Raw genomic sequence first — 20,652 nt, 5'->3', positions numbered from 1 at the left:
AGGATTTTTCTAAAATGTGTATTTAAAATCTTTTTGGTATTTATCCCACGCTTCTGCTGTGGTAACTTTTAAATAATCGTCACTATGAATCATTTTAAGGAATATTTCAAGCTGCGACGGAGTTCGATACCCTGGCACTGCCTGAATTAAATCGCCATTTTCCTTAAAAAAAACAACCGTTGGATATGCGGTAACCTTCATTGCATGTGCAAAAAGATGCTGAGAGTTTCTGCCTTTTCGTTCGGGTTGATAATTTGGGTTGGTATATGTAAAATCTTGATAAGTGATAGACTCATTCCCTTCGGCATTAAATTTTACCGAGTAATAATTTTTATTAAGGTATTCAATTACATTTTTATCACTAAAAGTGTTTTTATCGAGTAATTTGCACGGCCCGCACCAGGTAGTGTAAACATCCATAAAAATCTTTTTCGGATTTTTCTTTTGAGCAGCCAAAGCTTCGTCCATGGTCATCCAATTTATTTGTTGGGCGTTAACAGCACCAACAGTCAACATCAAAAAAAGTAGCAATATATTTCTCATCAAGTATGTCTTTAAGTATTCAAATGTAATAAAACAAAAAACGTTCCACAAAAAGGAACGTTTTTTAAGTAGTTTGTATTGTGTATTAGCGAATGCCGTGCATCAATTTTTTTAATACTGGATTTAATAACATTGCTATAAATCCAACTCCAATTGGAATAAGCGTAAAAATCAAAAAGAAAGTTCCAAGTGAATATTCTGCAGATATTTTATCAATCATACCTCCCATTGTGTTTGCAGCTTTTTGTCCAACAGCAATTGCCAAATACCAAACTCCAAACATAAAACCAATCATTCTTGCAGGGACCAATTTACTTAAATAAGACAGTCCGAGTGGCGATAAACACAATTCACCCATAGTATGAAATAAGTACGCCATTATTAAAAACACCATACTCACAGAGGCTGTTTTTGCTCCTGGAGGAATGTCCATTGCTCCATAAGAAAGAATTGCAAAGCCAAGCCCTAAAAGCACTAAACCAATACCGTACTTCATAGCGGCGCTTGGATTGTATTTGCTTTCCCACCATTTTGAGAAAAGTGGCGCAAGGGTAATGATAAAGAACGAGTTTAAAATCCCAAACCAAGTAGCGTCAACTCTTAGTTCTTCTGAAAATGCTTTGTCGTAAATACGATAAATAACCAATGCCCACACCAGTACGAAAGCTATTGCCAACACAATGTTTGAAGCTCCAATTTTTGTAAAGGTTTTTTTGAAGATAAGTATAATTACATAGGTGATGATAATCAATGGAATTGTTGTCAGTAAACCATCTATAATTTTAAAAATTGTAGCTGAATTTCCTTCTAAAGTTCTATCGGTATAGTCACTTGCAAACAAGGTCATAGAACCCAATGATTGCTCAAAGAAAGCAAAGAAAAACACTGTAAAGAGCGCAAAAATTGTAACTGCAATTAGTCTATCGCGAACAATAGGTAAATAACGTGCAATACGTGTAATTAACAAGAGAAGAAACATTGCCAAAGCAGCAAGAACTACAATATTAGTTCCACTCATTCCTCCTATTTGAAAGGGGACTAAAGATTTTGAGTAAATAGTTTCTAACGGATCGTTAAACAGGTACAGCAAACCACCTATAGATGATAGCACGATTAACACATAGTCAAACGTGGTAAATGGGTTCAGTTTAATGGCTGCTTTAACTTCTTCTTCAACTACGGCAGGATCATTTATATCTTCTTCCTCATGAATAATTACTTCAACTTTTTTAGAAGGTCTATCCCCTACTTTTCCAAAGATTTTATGTGCCAATATAAACTGAAGCATTCCTAACAACATAAAAATTCCAGCCAATCCAAAACCGTAAGCCCATCCATAGTTTTCAGCTAAATATCCACAAAGCATCATTCCGAAGAAAGCTCCCGCATTTACACCCATATAGAATATAGTGTAAGCACCATCTTTTTTAGATTCCCTGGTTTTATACATTTCAGAAATAATGGAAGTAATATTTGGTTTAAAGAAACCAGTGCCAATAACTAAAAGTGCTAATCCTAAATAGAAAGAAGAAGTGGTTTCCAGTGCCATAGCCGCGTGGCCAAGAGTCATTACAACACAGCCTATTACAACAGCCAGTCTATAACCTGTAAACTTATCTGCAATCCATCCTCCAATAATTGGAGTTAGGTATAAAAGTGAAGCATAGGTACCAATTAAAGCTAGCGCGTGTTCACGAGGCCAATCCCAACCAGGATTATCACTCATTAAAGGTGCTGTTAAAAACAGGATTAACAGAATACGCATTCCGTAAAAGGAAAAACGTTCCCACATTTCAGTAAAAAAGAGGATAAAGAGTCCGACTGGATGCCCTAAAACGGTGTCTTTAAATAAATTTTCAATATCTGTTTTCATCAGTATATAGTTTGGTTTAATTGATTTTTTTAAAAATTAATTGCCTCTATTAATATCTTCATTTGCAAGTTCGAACGGTTCCTGTTCCAATATTTCGCGTTCATTTTCTTCGGCTCCATGCGTAAGGCTTTCTAACTTTCTTCTCACTAAAAGAACCAATATACCAAAAGCAACTGCAAAAATTGCTATTCCAGTAAATACAGTATACTCACCTAAATCGGAAGCTGATTGTCCTAAGAAGCCAGCTAATAAATTCCCAAATCCAGTCATTGCAAAGTAAACTCCCATCATTAATGAAGCGTACTTTAATGGAGCTAACTTAGTAATATAGGATAGTGCAACAGGAGAAAGACATAATTCACCAATTGTATGGAACAAATAGGCTAAAACTAACCAGTACATTGCTGACGAACCTTCATTGTTGTACTGACCAGCAGCCGCGGTCATAAAGAAGAAACCAAGACCCATAATTACTAAACCGATACTCATTTTAAAGAGAGAAGTAGAAACTTTTCCTTTTAATTTTCTCTTGGCCCAATATGCGGCGACAGTAGTACCAAGGATAATAATGAACATAGCATTAAGAGATTGAAACCAAGATGCTGGCACTTCCCAACCCATTAAAAATCGATCGGTTTTTTCTGAAGCATAAAGATTCATTAAACCACCTGCTTGTTCAAAAGCTCCCCAAAACACAATAACAAGTAAAAACGAAATAAACAGAACAATCATTCTATCTTTTTCAATTTTATTTAAAGGTCTTTTCATTGCAGCTTTTTCTTCTGGATCTATAGATTTGTTAGTATTATTACCAACATATTTTAAGTGTTTTTGACCTACCAAATATTGAATTAACCCTAAAGCCATTCCTATGGCAGCAAGTCCAAATCCGTAATGCCATCCGTATGTTTCACCTACATAACCAACGATAATACTCGATAAGAAAGCACCTACGTTAATTCCTATATAGAATATAGTAAAACCTTTATCTCTTCTAATATCACCATCTTTATAAAGTCCTCCAACCATTGTTGAAATATTTGGCTTAAGCATACCTACACCTGCCACAATTAACCCAAGTCCGGAGTAAAAAGCCCACATTTCTTCAATAGAAAGTATTGCGTGGCCCGCTACGAGCAGTATACCTCCCACAAGTACGGATTGTTTCTGTCCTAAAAACTTATCGGCGATCCATCCGCCAGGAATCGATGCTACATAAACAAACATAGTATACCACCCGTAAACCGAAAGTGCTTCAGCATTTGTCCAACCTAATCCTGGGTTTGCACTGGTTGTTTCTGCAACTAGGTACAGTACTAAAATTGCCCGCATTCCGTAATAGGAAAAACGCTCCCACATTTCGGTGAAAAATAGGATATATAGTCCTACTGGATGACCAAATATTTCTTTTTGCTTTTGATATTGTAATGCGTCTGACATATAAATGGTTGATTTAGATTAATGTTGATTTATTATAAATTGTTCTTAATGAATTCGGTCATTAAAGTATAAAGATGCAAACGCGTCTTGCCGCCATAAATTCCGTGGTTTTTATCTGGGTAAATACGCCAATCAAATTGTTTGTTCGCTTGAACCAAAGCTTCTACCAATCGCATTGTATTTTGAACGTGAACGTTGTCATCGGCACTTCCGTGAATTAACAAAAATTCTCCTTGCAAACCATTTACGTGCGAATTTGGAGAGTTATCGTCGTAGCCACTTGGGTTTTCTTGAGGCGTTTGCATGTAGCGCTCGGTATAAATTGTATCATAAAACCTCCAACTTGTAACTGGAGCTACAGCAATTGCCATTTCAAAAGTTTCGGGCGCTTGGAACAATGCGTTAGACGACATAAAACCACCATAGCTCCAGCCCCAAATTCCTGTTCTAGAAGCATCGATATAAGGTAATTGACCTAACTTTTTTGCCACTGCAACTTGATCTTCAACTTCATATTTACCTAATTCTTTTTGAGTCATTTTTTTGAAATCGCGACCCTTGAATCCTGTTCCTCGACCATCAACACAAACAACAATTATTTCTTGTTGATTAACAAGCATTTCGTGCCAATAATCATTACTTCCCATCCAACTGTTAGCTACACTTTGTGAACCTGGACCTGAGTACTGATACATAAACAGCGGGTACTGTTTTGACTCGTCGAAATTTAAAGGCTTTATCATATACATATTCAACTCTGCTCCATTGACGTTGATAGTTGCATATTCTTTAGGTGAAATTTTATACGAAGCCAATCGTTTTTTTAGATCATTGTTATTCTTTATTTCACGAATTAACTTTCCAGTTTTTGATTGGTGAAGTGTATATGTATACGGTGTAGTTGCATTGGAAAACACATTGATAAAATAGGTGAAGTCTGAGCTAAAATCGGCGCTATTTGTACCTGTATTATCAGTTAAACGTACTTTGTTTCTTCCTGATGGCAAAATGGAAAAAACATCACGATTAATACTCCCATTTTCAGTGCTTTGATAATACACACGTCCAGTATTTTGATCAAAACCATAAAAATTTGTTACTTCCCAAGGTCCATTAGTCACTTGCGAAATTTGTTTTCCTTCTTTATCGTATTGATAAATATGGTTCCATCCGTCCTTTTCGCTCGTCCAAAAGAAGCTATTGTTATTTAAAAAAGTTAAATTATCAGTTACCTCAACATAGGCATCATCCTTTTCTGCAAGAATCAATTTTGAAGTATTATTAGCCACATTAACAAAAACTAAATCAATAACATTTTGATGTCTATTTGTTAATTGAACGCTTAGCACATCATTATCTTTTGTCCAAAGCAACCTTGGAATGTAGTAATTGTTATATTCTGAAAGATTTACTTTAGAAGCCCGACCTTTATTTAAATCATATATCCAAAGTGAAACTACTGAATTATTTTCACCTGCTTTTGGATATTTAAAAGTATCGGCAGAAGGGTAAAGTTCATTTCCATAAACATCCATATTAAATTCTGGCACTTCGGTCTCGTCAAATTTAATATAGGCTATTTTATCGCCATTCAGGCTCCATTCAAAGGCACGCACAAATGCAAACTCCTCTTCATATACCCAATCGGTAATTCCATTTATAATAATATTTTTTTCACCATCGGAGGTTATCTGTTCGGTTTTGCCAGAATTTAAATCTTTCACATAAAGATTGTTTTGATAACCATACGCTATTTTACTACCATCATTGCTAAAAGTAGGTTCTTGAATTTTGTTAGTAGAAACGAGTGAAAATTCTTCAGTTTTTATGTCATAAACGTAGTATATCCCTAATGAAGATCGTCTATAAACTTGCTGTAACCCTGTTGAAAATAGAATTTTAGATTCATCTTTGTTAAGCTCATATGATATAATGTGATTTATTCCCGGCAAATTTGAACTATTCAAAATAGTTCGCACCATTTCGCCGTCTTTATACCTGTAAACATCGACGGTAGATGCTTTCTTGCTTCGATCATAATTAAGCACTGCATACTCCTTTCCGTTGTTAAGAGAACGCAACGCCTCCATACCTTGAGTTCGGAAAGCTCCACCCCAAATTTCTTCGAGAGTTATGTCGTTTTGTTGGCCTGTAATAGGGGAAAAAGCCGCCAAGAAAAGCAGCAATAATGATAGGGAGATGAATTTATTCAAAATGTTAAATTTTTGGCATGCCAAGTTTACTAATTTTTTGTGAAAGAGAAGACGGTTTTTATGTTAAATAAGGGTTTGTAGCCTATTTCTTGAAATCTCGAAAAACCATTAATTATATCCTATTTTATCAAAATTTTAAACTTCTTCCGTGCATATTTTCAGAATGTTTCATTTATCAAAACCCTGCTAGTGTTCATTTTTAGATAAAACCGGAAGCTTTAATTTCATATTGATGAAACGATCAACACTAGACATTACTATCAACAATATTGATTTGTTTTACTGAAGTTAAAAGCAATCTTTTTAGCCAACTTCGTCCTTCTTTTTAAATAGAAAAAATTTAAAAATACAGCTCATGGTAGATTTCCAAAATCAGCATCCAGCCGATATCGCAGAACAATTATCTGAAATGGATAGTAAACAATGAAACTTGTCGTTTATCATGCTTTCTTCCAATAAAAAAACACTTGTTTTTCCATTTTTGCAACCAAAGGAACAAATAGAGATTATAAAATCTCTTGGTAATATTGAGCTTTCTGAAGTGTTAAACAATTTACCTCCCGACAATAGGACTAAGCTATTTGATAATTTTCCAGATCATTTAATTAAAAGATCTATAAGCCTTCTTAACAGTCAAGAAAAAGAAATTGCGCTCAATCTCATTGGATACAACAAAGACAGTATTGCGAGATTGATGACCCCTCATTACATTCAAACAAAACCAGATAAAACCGTTGCTCAAGTTTTATCTCTAATCAAAAAAGAAGGCAAAAGAGCAGAAACACTAAATTTCGTTTATGTTGTAGATGAAAGCAATAAATTAATTGACGACCTTAGAATTGGAGAGCTACTTATGGCAGAAGCTACCACCAAAATCTCTGAACTTATGGATGCTCACGTCCTTGCCATAACAACGACCACGTCTATCGAAGAAGCTGTAGAAATTTTTGACAAATATGACCGATCTGCCCTGCCCATCATCACTGAAAATGGCGTACTTGTTGGCATTGTAACCTTTGACGATATTTTGGATAGAGTTCAAGAACAGACCACCGAAGACATACATAAATTTGGAGGAACGGAAGTTTTAGATATGTCTTATACCCAATCTACCCTTTCAGATCTTGTTAAGAAACGAGCAGGATGGTTGGTTATTCTATTTTTTGGGGAAATGTTAACCGCCTCGGCAATGGGCTTTTTTGAAGGTGAAATTGAAAAAGCAGTGGTTTTAGCTTTGTTTGTTCCCTTAATTATTTCAAGTGGCGGAAACTCTGGATCTCAAGCCGCTTCTTTGATTATTCGTGCTATGGCTTTAAAGGAATTGAAGTTAAAAGACTGGTGGTATGTAATGAAAAAAGAACTGCTATCTGGGCTAATCTTAGGAACAATCCTAGGCAGTATAGGTTTTATAAGAATATGGCTCTGGCAAATAACAGGAATATATGATTATGGAGTATTTTGATTATACGTAGCCTTAAGTGTATCCGTTTCATTGGTATTTATTGTGCTCTGGGGAACCCTGTCTGGTTCATTAATTCCGTTTATACTAAGAAAAATAAAACTAGACCCGGCCACAGCTTCAGCACCATTTGTGGCAACCTTGGTCGATGTTACCGGGATTATAATTTACTTTTCGATTGCGGCTTTTTTTTTGGCTGGAAAACTATTGTAACTTGAAAGAAATACAACTTTACCCCGTGCGATTTTCAAATTGTTACATAGACCAAAACGTATGTTTATGTGGTATTTAAAAATTATCGCTCGAAGAACCTAATGAAGAAAGTTAATCACGTATCAATGGCATCGTGCTACAGCGAAGCAATCCCTCTTGTTTTGCTATTTCGGCATAAGGCACTTCTTCTACTGTAAAACCTTGTTCACGAAGCCAAGTATTTAGGCGAGTGAAGTTTTTTTCTGAAATAACAACATCTTCAGAAATAGAAAAAATATTACTATTCATATCATACATTTCGCGCTTATCAATATGAAAACAATTCTCTTTTCCGAAGAAGTTTACAAGCCATTCATATTCTTCTTCAATCAAGAAACCTTCTTTGTGAATTATCGCTTTTCCTTTGCCCAATGGTTGAAAGCAGCAATCTAAATGAAGCGCATTTTCATCAGCAACCGTATTACTCTTTCGAAGACTAAAAGACTTTACTTTTTTATGCGGGAATAGTGTTTGTAAATGTTTAACCGCCTTTGTGTTGGTTCGCGCGGTTATATAGTTTGAATAATCATCGCCATAATAAGTGCCAACAAAAATGTAATCTCCCCAAGGCATTACGTCACCACCTTCAATATGGGCGGCTTCCGGGAATTCGATTATTTTGGACGGATCAATTTGTTGAATAACGTGTGCTATGGCATCAATTTCTTGAGAACGATCTTCGAGAATATTGGCTATTATTAACTTGTCTTCGATTACGAAAGCAATATCACGCGAAAAAATTTGATTGTAATTTTCAATCGAATGCGGACGATAGACCTTAATGTTATATTTTTCAAATACTTTGGCTACAGCTTCCATTTCGGCCACCATATCTTCGTCTTTTGGATACGTTCCCGCTTTAATGTGTTCAGCAGATTTTGGATCATAAGCATCCTCTAGTTTCGGAACAGGCCCATTACTATCTGCCCTACCAAGAACTACAGCTCTTAGGGTTGAAACTTCGTCATTAATATTCAGTTTGATCATAGTACAAATATAAAAAAAGCACCTCAAGAGTGAAGTGCTTTCAAATATATTAAAATTTAGTGATTACCTCTTCTCAACAGGTACAAATTCACGCAATGTCTCTCCAACATAAATTTGACGTGGACGCCCTATTGGTTCTTTATTCAATCGCATTTCCCTCCACTGGGCAATCCATCCTGGTAACCGTCCTAACGCAAACATTGCTGTAAACATTTCTACCGGAATACCCAATGCACGATAAATAATTCCTGAGTAAAAATCGACGTTTGGATACAATTTTCTATCTACAAAATATGGATCTTCTAATGCTTCTTTTTCTAATGCTTTAGCTATATCAAGGATATCGTCTTCGATTCCTAAGCTTTCTAAAACGTCGTCTGCGGCCTTTTTGATTATTTTAGCACGTGGATCAAAGTTTTTATAAACTCTATGGCCAAAGCCCATTAATCGGAAAGGATCATCTTTATCCTTAGCTTTTGCCATAAACTTTTTAGTATCGCCACCGTCGGCTTTTATCGCCTCAAGCATTTCAATCACAGCTTGGTTGGCTCCTCCGTGAAGTGGACCCCATAATGCCGCAATACCAGCAGAGATAGAAATAAAAAGACCTGCGTGCGAAGAACCAACAATTCTCACTGTAGATGTTGAACAGTTTTGTTCGTGATCTGCGTGTAGAATAAGCAGTTTATCTAATGCGTTTAATACCGTTTGATTGGTTTTGTACTCACCATTTGGCTTTCTAAACATCATTTTTAGGAAGTTCTCTACATAACCCAATGTATCATCTCCATAATCTAATGGCAAACCTGTACGTTTTCTGTAGGTCCAAGCGGCCAAAACTGGAAACTTAGCTAGAATTTTCACAATGGCTTTGTACATATCTTCCTCACTATCAACATTGACCGACGAAGGATTGAAAGCTACCAAGGCAGATGTAAGGGAAGATAAAACTCCCATTGGATGTGCAGACTTTGGAAACCCATCTAAAATCTTTTTAACATCCTCATCAACCTGAGATTGAGCTCTTATGTCATTATGAAATTTCTTGATTTGGTCGGTAGTTGGCAATTCGCCAAAAATCAATAAATAACAAACTTCAAGAAAGTTGGCTTTTTCGGCTAATTCTTCGATGGAATATCCTCTATAACGAAGCACGCCCTTTTCGCCATTTAGGAATGTAATTGCACTCTCACAAGCACCTGTATTTTTATATCCAGGATCTAAAGTCACTACGCCTTTGGTATCAAGACGCAAATTCTTTATATCAATACCTAATTCATTCTCGGTACCTTCCACAACAGGGAGTTCATACTTTTTACCGTCCAATTCGAGGGTCGCTATCTTAGCCATATATTATAATTTGTTTTTGTATTATTCAGAATCGCTAAATTACAAAATAACGAGCGATTATTTTAACGTTTTGGGAGTATCTTAGGTTAAAAAATACTTAAATCTATTGTTGGTAAATTCTAATTAAAAACCTGGGATTTCTTAGGAAATATAAGGTCTTCAAATTCACTTAAAAATTAGATTTTAAAAGCATTTCTTTGCGGAAAATAAGCTACATCACCTAATTGCTCTTCAATTCGGAGTAATTGATTGTATTTTGACATACGATCACTTCGGGATGCCGATCCGGTTTTTATTTGCCCACAATTTAATGCTACTGCAAGATCTGCAATTGTGTTGTCTTCTGTTTCGCCACTTCTGTGTGACATAACCGAAGTATAACCCGCATTGTGCGCCATATTTACAGCCGCAATTGTTTCAGTCAAGGTTCCAATCTGATTCACTTTAATCAAAATAGAATTCGCTATCTTTTCTGAAATACCGCGTGAAAGTCTTTCCACATTGGTAACAAAAAGATCGTCACCGACTAATTGTACTTTATCGCCTACTTTCTCGGTTAGATACTTCCAACCTTCCCAATCATTTTCATCCATACCATCTTCTATTGAAAGTATTGGATATTTCGCACAAAGCTCTGCTAAATAATCAGCCTGCTCTTTTGACGAGCGCACTTTACCCTTGCCTCCTTCAAATTTAGTATAATCGTACTGTTTATTCACGTAGAATTCGGCAGCGGCACAGTCTAATGCAATCATTACATCATCGCCCAGTTTATATCCAGCTTTTTCGGTCGCAACGGCTATAGTATCCAATGCATCTTCGGTTCCGTTTAAAGTTGGGGCAAAACCACCTTCATCACCAACCGCTGTACTTAATTCTCTATCGTGTAATACTTTTTTCAGGTTATGAAAAATTTCAGAACCCATTTGCATTGCGTGAGTAAAGTTTTTAGCTTTTATAGGCATTATCATGAACTCCTGAAAAGCTATAGGTGCATCACTATGCGATCCACCATTAATAATATTCATCATTGGCACAGGAAGCGTTTTTGCACTCACTCCACCTACATAGCGATACAAAGGCATTCCCAATTCATTGGCTGCTGCTTTAGCACAAGCCAAAGAAACTCCAAGAATAGCATTAGCACCGAGTTTTGATTTATTAGGAGTACCGTCTAAATCGATCATTGTTTTATCGATAAGTTCCTGCTCAAAAACAGAAATTCCTAATAGCGCTTCAGCAATATCCCTATTCACATTTTCAACGGCCTTTAAAACACCTTTCCCCATGTATTTACCTCCTCCATCTCGAAGTTCAACCGCTTCGTGTTCACCTGTAGATGCACCTGATGGTACGGCTGCACGACCCATATAACCATTTTCGGTTACTACGTCAACTTCGACTGTTGGATTCCCTCTAGAATCAAAAATTTGGCGTGCTTTAATGTCAATAATAATGCTCATTGGATTAAAATTTGATATTTATAGTTAGTTAAAAACCCCAAAGATTTTGAAAACCTTTGGGGTCAAGAAATATTATACAGTTTGTGTTTTATATTTTTCAATATTATCTATGAACTGGTCGAATAAATAGGACGCATCGTGCGGTCCTGGACTAGCTTCAGGGTGATACTGAACTGAGAAAGCAGGTTTGTTTTTCATTCGAATACCCGCCGCAGTATTGTCATTTAAATGGATATGTGTTATTTCAATATCTGGATTGGCTTCAGCCTCTTCTCTATTGATAGCAAAACCGTGATTTTGAGATGTGATTTCACCTTTTCCGGTCAATAAATTCATTACAGGGTGGTTAATTCCGCGATGTCCGTTGTGCATTTTATAAGTAGAAATACCATTTGCTAAAGCCAACATTTGGTGACCCAAGCAAATTCCAAACATTGGTAACTCTTTATTTAAAATAGTTTTAACAACTTCGATCGCCCCTTTTAAAGGTTGTGGGTCTCCAGGTCCGTTTGAAATAAAATAACCGTCTGGATTAAACGATTTTAAGTCTGAAAAACTTGAATTATAAGGAAAAACCTTAACGTAGCAATCGCGCTCGGCAAGACGACGAAGTATATTCTTCTTTATACCCAAATCAAGGGCAGAGATTTTATATTTTGCATTTTCATTTCCATAGAAATAGGGTTCTGTGGTCGACACTTTGGAAGCCAGTTCAAGACCGTCCATTTTAGGGAAATCTGCTAATTGTTTTTTTAGTTCTTGAATGTTATCGACCTCGGTAGAAATAACAGCGTTCATAGCTCCGTTTTCGCGAATGTAAATTACCAGAGCTCTTGTATCTACATCGCTAATAGCTAATAAATTATTCTTATCTAAGAATTCTTCTAAGGAACCATCTGCTGCAGGGCGAGAATAATGGTAGCTGAAATTTCGAACTACTAAACCAGAAATTTTTATTCCTTCAGATTCAATTTCTTCGTGACTAATTCCATAATTTCCAATGTGAGCCGAAGTTGCAACCATAATTTGTCCGTGGTATGAAGGATCTGTAAAAATCTCTTCGTACCCGGTCATTCCGGTGTTAAAACAAACTTCTCCAAAGGCCGAACCTTCTTTGTTGCCAACAGCTTTTCCATAAAAAATGGTGCCATCTGCCAATAGGATAAATGCTTTTTTACGTGTTTCGTATTTCATTATTTGAAGGGTTTCAGATTTCCTGCCTTTTGACGAACAGGCTGGTATCAAGTTTCAGGTTAAAAACATCCATCACCAAGCATCCAGTATTTCAAAATTATTTGCAAAAATAGTATAAAAAAAGGGATAAACGAAAACGCTTATCCCTTTGTAACATAATGAAACTAATTTCATTTATTCTTCTTCTTTATTTGCCTCTTTAGTGCTTGCTGCAGGAGCCGCTTTTGCTGCTTCACTTCCTGCACCACTTCCACGACGGCCTCTACGAGTAGATTTCTTCTTGGTAGCTTTTCCAGCGTTGTAAATTTCGTTAAAATCTACAAGTTCTATCATAGCCATATCAGCGTTATCACCTAGTCTATTACCCAACTTAATAATACGAGTATAACCTCCAGGACGGTCACCAACTTTTGGCGCTACTGTTCTAAAAAGCTCTACTACGGCATCTTTCTGACGTAGTTTAGCCATAACTAAACGACGATTTTGGGTAGTGTCTCCTTTAGACTTAGTTATTAATGGCTCAACAAATTGCTTTAAGGCTTTTGCCTTTGCAACAGTGGTGTTGATTCTTTTATGCTCAATTAAAGAACTCGCCATATTAGCTAACATTGAGTGTCTATGGGCTGTTTTTCTTCCTAAGTGATTGTTTTTTTTTCCGTGTCTCATGACATTTTTGATTTCATCATCTTGCTACCAAATCGGCTGCGGCCGAGAGCAAAATATGATGGGTTAAATTAATTTCAGAATTACGATTTCAGATTTACGATTTCAGAAATTTAAAATCGTAAATCCAAAATCTAAAATCCTCTAGTCTTTATCTAATTTATACTTTGCAAGATCCATCCCGAAGTCAAGGCCTTTAACGCTTACTAGCTCTTCAAGCTCTGTAAGTGATTTTTTACCAAAGTTTCTGAATTTCATCAAGTCGTTTTTGTTGTAAGATACAAGGTCACCCAAGGTATCAACCTCTGCAGCTTTTAAACAGTTTAGCGCACGAACCGAAAGATCCATATCTACTAATTTTGTTTTCAATAACTGACGCATGTGAAGTGATTCCTCGTCATACGTTTCAGTTTGTGCAATTTCATCAGCTTCTAAAGTTATTCGCTCATCGCTGAACAACATAAAGTGGTGAATTAAGGTTTTCGCTGCTTCAGTTAAAGCATCTTTAGGATGAATAGAACCATCAGATTGAATTTCGAAAACTAATTTTTCATAATCGGTTTTCTGTTCAACACGGAAGTTCTCAATACTGTACTTCACGTTTTTGATTGGCGTATATATTGAGTCCATAAAGATAGTTCCAAGAGGTGCATTTGCTTTCTTGTTTTCTTCAGCAGGAACATATCCGCGACCTTTTTCGATAGTAATTTCGAAGTTAAGGTTCACTTTAGGGTCCATATTACAGATAACCAAATCTGGGTTCAATACTTGGAATCCTGAAATGAATTTCTGGAAATCTCCAGCTTTCAGCTGTTCTTTTCCTGAAATAGAAATAGTAACTGTTTCGTTATCTACTTCATCAATCTGTCTTTTGAAACGAACTTGCTTTAGGTTCAATATAATTTCGGTAACATCTTCTACTACTCCTGCGATTGTAGAAAATTCGTGATCCACACTTTCGATTCGAACCGAAGTAATGGCGAATCCTTCCAATGAGGAAAGCAGTACGCGTCTTAATGCGTTACCAATAGTAAGTCCATAACCAGGTTCCAAAGGACGGAATTCAAACTTTCCTTCGAAATCGGTTGAAGTTACCATTATAACTTTATCAGGCTTCTGAAAACTAAATATTGCCATAATTGACTTTCTGTGTTTTTATTATTTAGAATATAATTCAACGATCAATTGTTCGTTGATGTTTTCTGGAATCTGGATACGCTCAGGAACAGAAACAAAAGTCCCTTCCTTTTTCTCGCCATTCCAGGTAATCCATTCGTAAACGCGATTGGCATTAGCCAATGAGTCGTTAATTGCTACAAGAGACTTTGATTTTTCTCTTACACCCACAACGTCACCAGCTTTTAACTGATAAGAAGGAATGTTTACTTTATTACCATTTACGGTAATATGACAGTGTGAAACCAATTGTCTAGCACCAGAACGAGTTGGAGAAATCCCCATTCTATACACCACGTTGTCTAAGCGTGATTCACACATTTGAAGCAATACTTGACCTGTAATTCCAGGAGCAGCGTTTGCTTTCTTAAACATGTTTCTGAACTGACGCTCTAAAATACCGTAAGTATATTTTGTTTTTTGCTTTTCAGCAAGTTGAATTGCGTACTCAGATTTCTTTCCACGACGACGGGTGTTACCGTGTTGTCCTGGAGGGTAATTTCTTTTTTCGAAAGATTTGTCGTCTCCGAAGATTGCTTCGCCGAATTTACGAGCGATTTTAGTTTTTGGACCAGTATATCTTGCCATTTCTAATTTAAGGTTTTGAAGAGAAACTAAATTAAGGTCTTATGCTATCCTCTAGTTTTTATAGATCTTCAGTTGATACTTATTAATAAATTTTTGATTTACGATGTACGATTTTAGATTTTGCAATCTTAAATCGTACATCTAAAAATCGTACTTGGTTAAACTCTTCGTCTTTTTGGAGGACGACAGCCGTTATGCGGCATTGGGGTTACGTCGATGATTTCGGTAACTTCGATACCCGAATTGTGGATAGATCGAATGGCAGATTCTCTACCGTTACCTGGACCTTTAACATATACCTTTACTTTGCGCAATCCTGCATCGTGAGCAACTTTAGCACATTCTTCTGATGCCAATTGAGCTGCATAAGGAGTGTTTTTCTTAGATCCACGGAAGCCCATTTTACCGGCCGAAGACCAAGAGATAACATCTCCGTTCTTATTTGTCAACGATACGATAATGTTGTTGAAAGAAGCTGTAATATGTGCTTCGCCAACTGATTCAACATTAACCTTACGTTTTTTAACTGATTTTGTAGTTTTTTGACTTGTCTTTGCCATTACCTTAGGTTTTATTTAGTCACTTTTTTCTTGTTAGCGACTGTTTTACGTCTTCCTTTTCTAGTACGAGAGTTATTCTTTGTACGTTGTCCTCTCAATGGAAGACCCGATCTGTGTCGAATACCTCTGTAACAACCAATATCCATTAAGCGTTTGATGCTTAATTGAACTTCACTACGTAATTCACCTTCAATTTTGAAAGACCCTACCGCTTCACGAATGGCACTGATTTCATCATCATTCCATTCGTTTACTTTTTTGTCTTCGTCAACTTCGGCTTTTTTCAGAATATCTTGGGCACGGCTTCTACCGATTCCGAAGATATACGTTAACGCGATTACACCCCTTTTGTGCTTCGGGATATCTACACCTGCGATTCTTGCCATAACTTATCCTTGTCTTTGTTTGAACTTTGGGTTCTTTTTGTTAATTACATATAATCTGCCTTTTCTGCGAACAATTTTGCAGTCGGCACTTCTCTTTTTTACGGATGCTCTTACTTTCATCTCTCTAATTTTTAATTGTCAAAAGAAGGGATTAGAAATATAGGTTCCAATTCCCTTTTGTTTTTTGTTAATGAACCGCAAGGTCCGTTGTGTTAGTATCTATAGGTAATTCTTGCCTTGGTTAAGTCGTACGGACTCATTTCGAGCTTTACCTTATCGCCCGGCAACAATTTTATATAGTGCATACGCATCTTACCAGATATGTGCGCAGTCACCACGTGACCGTTTTCCAATTCCACACGGAACATTGCATTTGAAAGTGCTTCAACGATGCTCCCATCTTGTTCAATTGCGTTCTGTTTAGCCATTTTTAGTATTTAACTTTAAAAGTTTATTTCTATTTGCGTTTGTTATCAACTTTAATATAAGCAAATCTTACCTAAAGTCAATAAACACTTTTGCTTAATTTATGCTACAGCTTTTCTATTCTTACCACTCTTCATTAAACCATCATAATGACGATTTAACAAATAGGAGTTTACTTGCTGCATTGTGTCAATAGCAACACCTACCATAATAAGTAGTGATGTACCACCGTAAAATAATGCCCATCCCTGTTGAACGTCCATCAATTTTACCACAAAGGCAGGAAATATAGCAATTAAGGCTAAGAATATAGACCCTGGAAGCGTTATCTGAGACATAATTTTGTCTAGATATTCCCCTGTTTGGCTTCCCGGTTTAATTCCCGGAATAAATCCGCCACTACGCTTAAGATCGTCTGCCATTTTATTGGTAGGTACTGTGATTGCAGTATAGAAATATGTGAATATAATAATCAACAATGCAAATACTACGTTATACCAAAGTCCAAAAATATCACTAAATGTAGCTTGTACTCCTTGGGCGAAATCGCTTTCTGAAAGACTTGCTACAGCAGAAGGCACAAACATAATTGCTTGAGCAAAGATAATTGGCATTACCCCAGAAGCGTTCAGCTTTAAAGGAATAAATTGACGTGCACCAAAGATATTTTTTTCATAACCACCACTAGCGGTTCTTCTAGCGTATTGAACTGGTATTTTACGAACAGCCATTACTAACATAACTGATAGTAAAATAATAATAAACCATATTGCCAATTCAATAAGCACCATAATTAAGCCACCGTTTGAATCACTTACTCTAGAAACAAATTCCTGAGCGAATGATTGAGGCAGCCTTGCGATAATCCCCACCATAATTAGGATGGATATTCCGTTTCCGATACCTTTATCCGTGATTTTTTCTCCTAACCACATTGCAAAGATAGTTCCTGTAACTAATATAATAACCGAAGAAACATAGAACATTACACTTTGACCCATTACGAAAGCTTCAGCTGGTACTCCCATTGCTGGAAGCCCTGCAAGATAACTTGGTGCTTGAACCAAACAAATACCAATTGTTAACCAACGAGTAATTTGATTGATTTTTTTACGTCCACTTTCACCTTCTTTCTGTAATTTCTGTAGGTACGGTACAGCAATTTGCATTAACTGTACTACAATAGAAGCAGAAATATATGGCATAATACCCAAAGCAAAAACAGAAGCATTGGCAAAAGCCCCTCCTGTAAATGCGTTTAATAAACTACCTAATCCACCACCTTCAAAATTACCTGCAAATTGCTTTAGCATATCTGCATCAATCCCAGGAAGCACTACCTGCGCACCAAAACGGTACACTAATAGCATTCCTAAGGTAAGTAAGATGCGATTACGCAACTCCTCTATTTTCCAAACATTTTTTAAGGTATCGATAAATTTCATCCTTATCCTTATTACAATGTTACTACTTCCCCACCAGCAGCTTCTATAGCTTTCTTAGCTGACGCAGTAAATTTGTGTGCTGATACTTTAAGTTTTGCCTTTAGTTCTCCTCTTCCTAAAATCTTAACCATTTCATTCTTGCCGGCAAGACCCAAACCAAATATAGTTTCAAAGTCTACGGTATCTTTAATTTTTCCGTCGTCAACTAGTTGTTGCAACGTGTCAATGTTTATACCTTTATACTCCTTACGGTTAATGTTTGTGAAACCAAATTTAGGCACACGACGTTGAAGGGGCATTTGTCCTCCTTCAAATCCAAGTTTTTTGGAATATCCAGAGCGTGATTTTGCACCTTTGTGTCCTCGGGTGGCAGTACCACCTTTACCGGAACCTTGTCCGCGACCTACTCGCTTGCCTTTGTTTTTCGCCGATCCTGCGGCGGGTTGTAAGTTACTTAAATTCATTTTTCGTGTCCTTATACGGTTTCAACAGAAACCAAGTGATTAACTTTATTGACCATACCAAGAATGCTTGGTGAATCATCGTGTTCTACGGTTTGTCCAATTTTACTAAGACCCAACGCTTCCAAAATTTGCTTTTGGTTTTTGGGGCGATTAATTGCACTTTTAACCTTTGTTACTTTAATTTTTGCCATCTCAATTTATTATTAACCGTTGAAAACTTTATTCAATGAAATTCCTCGTTGATCGGCAATTGTCTGTGCGCTTCGCATTTGCAAAAGAGCATCAAAGGTAGCCTTTACCACGTTATGTGGGTTAGACGATCCTTGTGATTTTGACAATACATCGTGAACTCCTAGAGACTCCAACACCGCTCTTACAGCCCCTCCAGCAATTACACCAGTACCAGGTGCAGCAGGTATAAGGTTAACACGAGCCCCGGCATACTTACCTTTTTGTTCGTGTGGAAGTGTTACGTCGTTTAATGGAATTCGAACCAAGTTTTTCTTAGCGTCCTCAATAGCTTTTGCTATAGCACTAGCAACATCCTTAGATTTACCAAGGCCTTGCCCTACCACTCCTTTCTCGTCACCAACAACTACAATAGCTGAAAACCCAAAAGCTCTACCACCTTTGGTAACTTTAGTTACACGTTGTACACCAACCAAACGGTCTTTTAAATCAAGTCCTCCTGGTTTTACTAATTCTACGTTTTTATAATTTTGATACATAATACTGCTTAGAATTTAAGGCCACCTTCACGTGCACCTTCAGCTAATGATTTTACTCTTCCGTGATATAGGTAACCGCCTCTGTCGAAAGCAATGGTTTCAACACCAGCTTTTACAGCTTTTTCTGCGATTAATTTCCCTACCATTTTTGCAGCCTCAATTTTATTTACATTTGAGGCGTCAATATCTTTATCTCTTGAAGATGCAGCGGTAATTGTATTTCCGTTTACATCGTCAATAATTTGAGCGTATATTTCTTTATTGCTTCTGAAAACAGCTAAACGCGGGCGACTTTCGGTCCCCTCAACAGTTTTTCTTATTCTCATTCGCAGGCGAGCTCTTCTTTCGTACTTTGATAATGCCATTTTTTTAGATATTAGATTTTAGATTTAGATTTTAGACATATTGTCTTAAATTTAATTTCCAAAAAATATTATGCAGATTTTCCTGCTTTTCTTCTTAATTGTTCTCCAACGAATTTGATACCTTTTCCTTTGTAAGGTTCTGGTTTACGGAAGCTACGGATTTTTGCAGCTACTTGTCCTACCAACTGTTTGTCGTGAGAAGTCAATTTAACTATTGGGTTCTTACCTTTATCTGATACGGTTTCAACTTTCACTTCTGGAGCGATGTCCAAAACGATGTTGTGAGAGAAGCCTAGAGCCAAATCCAATTTTTGTCCTTGCGTACTCGCGCGGTAACCCACACCAACCAATTCCAAGTTTTTAGACCATCCTTTGCTAACACCTTCAACCATATTATTGATTAAGGATCTATAAAGACCATGCTTTGCTGTGTGGTCTTTAGAATCTGAAGGACGTTCCAGCAATACGTGTCCATCTTCTACTTTCACAGTTATATCAGCATATTCCTGAGATAACTCACCTAACTTTCCTTTTACGGTAATTACGTTGTCTTTAATATCAACTGTAACTCCTTGTGGGATTACTACCGGGCTTTTACCTATTCTTGACATTTCTTTGTCTTTTTTTTAGTAAACGTAACATAAAACTTCGCCTCCAACATTTTGCGCTTTAGCTTGTTTGCCAGTCATAACTCCCGAAGAAGTTGAGACAATTGCAATACCAAGACCATTAAGCACACGAGGAAGATCGGCAGAGCCTGCATATTTACGTAAACCTGGTTTACTTATTCTTTGAATTTTTTTGATTACTGGTTCCTTAGAAACCTTATCGTATTTCAACGCAATTTTGATGATACCCTGTGGGGTACTTTCGTCATCAAATTTGTAGCTTAAAATAAAGCCTTGGTCGAAAAGGATTTTTGTAATCTCTTTCTTGAGGTTTGATGCTGGAATCTCTACAACGCGATGGCCAGCTTTAGCAGCATTTCTAACGCGAGTTAGATAATCTGAAATTGGATCTGTATTCATTTATTAATAATTGCGGAAGTGGTTTTCGTCCGACGTTCGGAACAAACCT

22 protein-coding genes and 1 pseudogene are annotated in these 20,652 nt (G+C 36.7%); 1 reads left to right on the top strand and 22 read right to left on the bottom strand.

Translation table 11 applies throughout. From position 1 onward, the window contains the following. Window positions 1-9: 9 nt before the first annotated feature. From BLW28_RS04325 to BLW28_RS04310, 4 genes are all read right to left on the bottom strand, one after another. On the bottom strand, window positions 10-543 hold the full coding sequence (locus BLW28_RS04325) for a thioredoxin family protein (protein ID WP_073215463.1): 534 nt from the start codon (window positions 541-543) through the stop codon (window positions 10-12). 85 nt (window positions 544-628) lie between these two features. Continuing rightward, entirely contained in the window at window positions 629-2,416 is a 1,788-nt protein-coding gene (locus BLW28_RS04320; protein WP_073215460.1) for a peptide MFS transporter, read from the bottom strand. A 36-nt stretch (window positions 2,417-2,452) separates the two neighbouring features. Next, window positions 2,453-3,856 carry a peptide MFS transporter gene (locus BLW28_RS04315; RefSeq protein WP_073215457.1) on the bottom strand — a complete coding sequence of 468 codons (1,404 nt, stop codon included), beginning with the start codon at window positions 3,854-3,856 and terminating at the stop codon, window positions 2,453-2,455. 32 nt (window positions 3,857-3,888) lie between these two features. Further along, window positions 3,889-6,069 carry a S9 family peptidase gene (locus BLW28_RS04310; protein ID WP_073215583.1) on the bottom strand — a complete coding sequence of 727 codons (2,181 nt, stop codon included), beginning with the start codon at window positions 6,067-6,069 and terminating at the stop codon, window positions 3,889-3,891. Window positions 6,070-6,424: 355 nt separating this feature from the next. Here BLW28_RS04310 and mgtE point away from each other — a divergent pair. After that, a pseudogene (mgtE, locus tag BLW28_RS04305) lies at window positions 6,425-7,741 on the top strand (magnesium transporter). Between the two features lie 111 nt (window positions 7,742-7,852). On the opposite strand, the gene BLW28_RS04300 reads toward mgtE, so the two are convergent. From BLW28_RS04300 to rpsH, 18 genes are all read right to left on the bottom strand, one after another. Further along, entirely contained in the window at window positions 7,853-8,767 is a 915-nt protein-coding gene (locus BLW28_RS04300) for a dimethylarginine dimethylaminohydrolase family protein (protein WP_073215454.1), read from the bottom strand. Window positions 8,768-8,830: 63 nt separating this feature from the next. Further along, complete coding sequence (locus tag BLW28_RS04295; protein WP_073215449.1) at window positions 8,831-10,117, bottom strand: citrate synthase; 1,287 nt, start codon at window positions 10,115-10,117, stop codon at window positions 8,831-8,833. Window positions 10,118-10,293: 176 nt separating this feature from the next. Then, window positions 10,294-11,580 carry a phosphopyruvate hydratase gene (gene eno / locus BLW28_RS04290; RefSeq protein WP_073215446.1) on the bottom strand — a complete coding sequence of 429 codons (1,287 nt, stop codon included), beginning with the start codon at window positions 11,578-11,580 and terminating at the stop codon, window positions 10,294-10,296. Window positions 11,581-11,652: 72 nt separating this feature from the next. Then, entirely contained in the window at window positions 11,653-12,774 is a 1,122-nt protein-coding gene (gene carA / locus BLW28_RS04285) for a glutamine-hydrolyzing carbamoyl-phosphate synthase small subunit (RefSeq protein ID WP_073215439.1), read from the bottom strand. Between the two features lie 174 nt (window positions 12,775-12,948). After that, on the bottom strand, window positions 12,949-13,440 hold the full coding sequence (gene rplQ / locus BLW28_RS04280; RefSeq protein WP_073215434.1) for a 50S ribosomal protein L17: 492 nt from the start codon (window positions 13,438-13,440) through the stop codon (window positions 12,949-12,951). A gap of 141 nt (window positions 13,441-13,581) precedes the next feature. Next, window positions 13,582-14,574, bottom strand: a complete 993-nt coding sequence (locus tag BLW28_RS04275; RefSeq protein ID WP_073215429.1) for a DNA-directed RNA polymerase subunit alpha — start codon at window positions 14,572-14,574, stop codon at window positions 13,582-13,584. 21 nt (window positions 14,575-14,595) lie between these two features. After that, window positions 14,596-15,201 (bottom strand): 30S ribosomal protein S4, encoded by a 606-nt coding sequence (rpsD, locus tag BLW28_RS04270; protein ID WP_073215426.1) that lies wholly within the window; start codon window positions 15,199-15,201, stop codon window positions 14,596-14,598. 158 nt (window positions 15,202-15,359) lie between these two features. Next, on the bottom strand, window positions 15,360-15,761 hold the full coding sequence (rpsK, locus tag BLW28_RS04265) for a 30S ribosomal protein S11 (protein WP_073215424.1): 402 nt from the start codon (window positions 15,759-15,761) through the stop codon (window positions 15,360-15,362). An 11-nt stretch (window positions 15,762-15,772) separates the two neighbouring features. Then, window positions 15,773-16,147 carry a 30S ribosomal protein S13 gene (gene rpsM / locus BLW28_RS04260; RefSeq protein WP_073215421.1) on the bottom strand — a complete coding sequence of 125 codons (375 nt, stop codon included), beginning with the start codon at window positions 16,145-16,147 and terminating at the stop codon, window positions 15,773-15,775. Between the two features lie 3 nt (window positions 16,148-16,150). After that, a complete protein-coding gene (gene ykgO, locus BLW28_RS04255; RefSeq protein WP_009779203.1) occupies window positions 16,151-16,267 on the bottom strand; it encodes a type B 50S ribosomal protein L36 in 117 nt (38 codons plus the stop codon). Window positions 16,268-16,359: 92 nt separating this feature from the next. Then, window positions 16,360-16,575: a translation initiation factor IF-1 gene (infA, locus tag BLW28_RS04250; RefSeq protein ID WP_073215417.1), complete on the bottom strand. Its 216-nt coding sequence runs from the start codon at window positions 16,573-16,575 to the stop codon at window positions 16,360-16,362. Between the two features lie 99 nt (window positions 16,576-16,674). Continuing rightward, complete coding sequence (secY, locus tag BLW28_RS04245) at window positions 16,675-18,018, bottom strand: preprotein translocase subunit SecY (RefSeq protein ID WP_073215414.1); 1,344 nt, start codon at window positions 18,016-18,018, stop codon at window positions 16,675-16,677. An 11-nt stretch (window positions 18,019-18,029) separates the two neighbouring features. Next, a complete protein-coding gene (rplO, locus tag BLW28_RS04240; RefSeq protein ID WP_073215411.1) occupies window positions 18,030-18,482 on the bottom strand; it encodes a 50S ribosomal protein L15 in 453 nt (150 codons plus the stop codon). A gap of 11 nt (window positions 18,483-18,493) precedes the next feature. Beyond that, complete coding sequence (gene rpmD / locus BLW28_RS04235; protein WP_073215408.1) at window positions 18,494-18,673, bottom strand: 50S ribosomal protein L30; 180 nt, start codon at window positions 18,671-18,673, stop codon at window positions 18,494-18,496. A gap of 12 nt (window positions 18,674-18,685) precedes the next feature. Then, a complete protein-coding gene (rpsE, locus tag BLW28_RS04230; protein WP_073215405.1) occupies window positions 18,686-19,210 on the bottom strand; it encodes a 30S ribosomal protein S5 in 525 nt (174 codons plus the stop codon). A gap of 8 nt (window positions 19,211-19,218) precedes the next feature. Beyond that, window positions 19,219-19,575 carry a 50S ribosomal protein L18 gene (gene rplR / locus BLW28_RS04225; protein ID WP_073215402.1) on the bottom strand — a complete coding sequence of 119 codons (357 nt, stop codon included), beginning with the start codon at window positions 19,573-19,575 and terminating at the stop codon, window positions 19,219-19,221. Between the two features lie 68 nt (window positions 19,576-19,643). Next, window positions 19,644-20,186 (bottom strand): 50S ribosomal protein L6, encoded by a 543-nt coding sequence (gene rplF / locus BLW28_RS04220; RefSeq protein WP_073215399.1) that lies wholly within the window; start codon window positions 20,184-20,186, stop codon window positions 19,644-19,646. Window positions 20,187-20,201: 15 nt separating this feature from the next. Further along, window positions 20,202-20,603, bottom strand: coding sequence for a 30S ribosomal protein S8 (gene rpsH, locus BLW28_RS04215; protein ID WP_073215396.1), 402 nt, complete (start codon window positions 20,601-20,603; stop codon window positions 20,202-20,204). Between the last annotated feature and the right edge of the window lie 49 nt (window positions 20,604-20,652).

The sequence above is a fragment of the Aequorivita viscosa genome (genome assembly GCF_900106795.1).
GTDB lineage: Bacteria > Bacteroidota > Bacteroidia > Flavobacteriales > Flavobacteriaceae > Aequorivita > Aequorivita viscosa.
The sequence above is the reverse complement of the archived record's forward strand: the minus strand, read 5'-3'. Positions and strand labels throughout refer to the sequence as shown.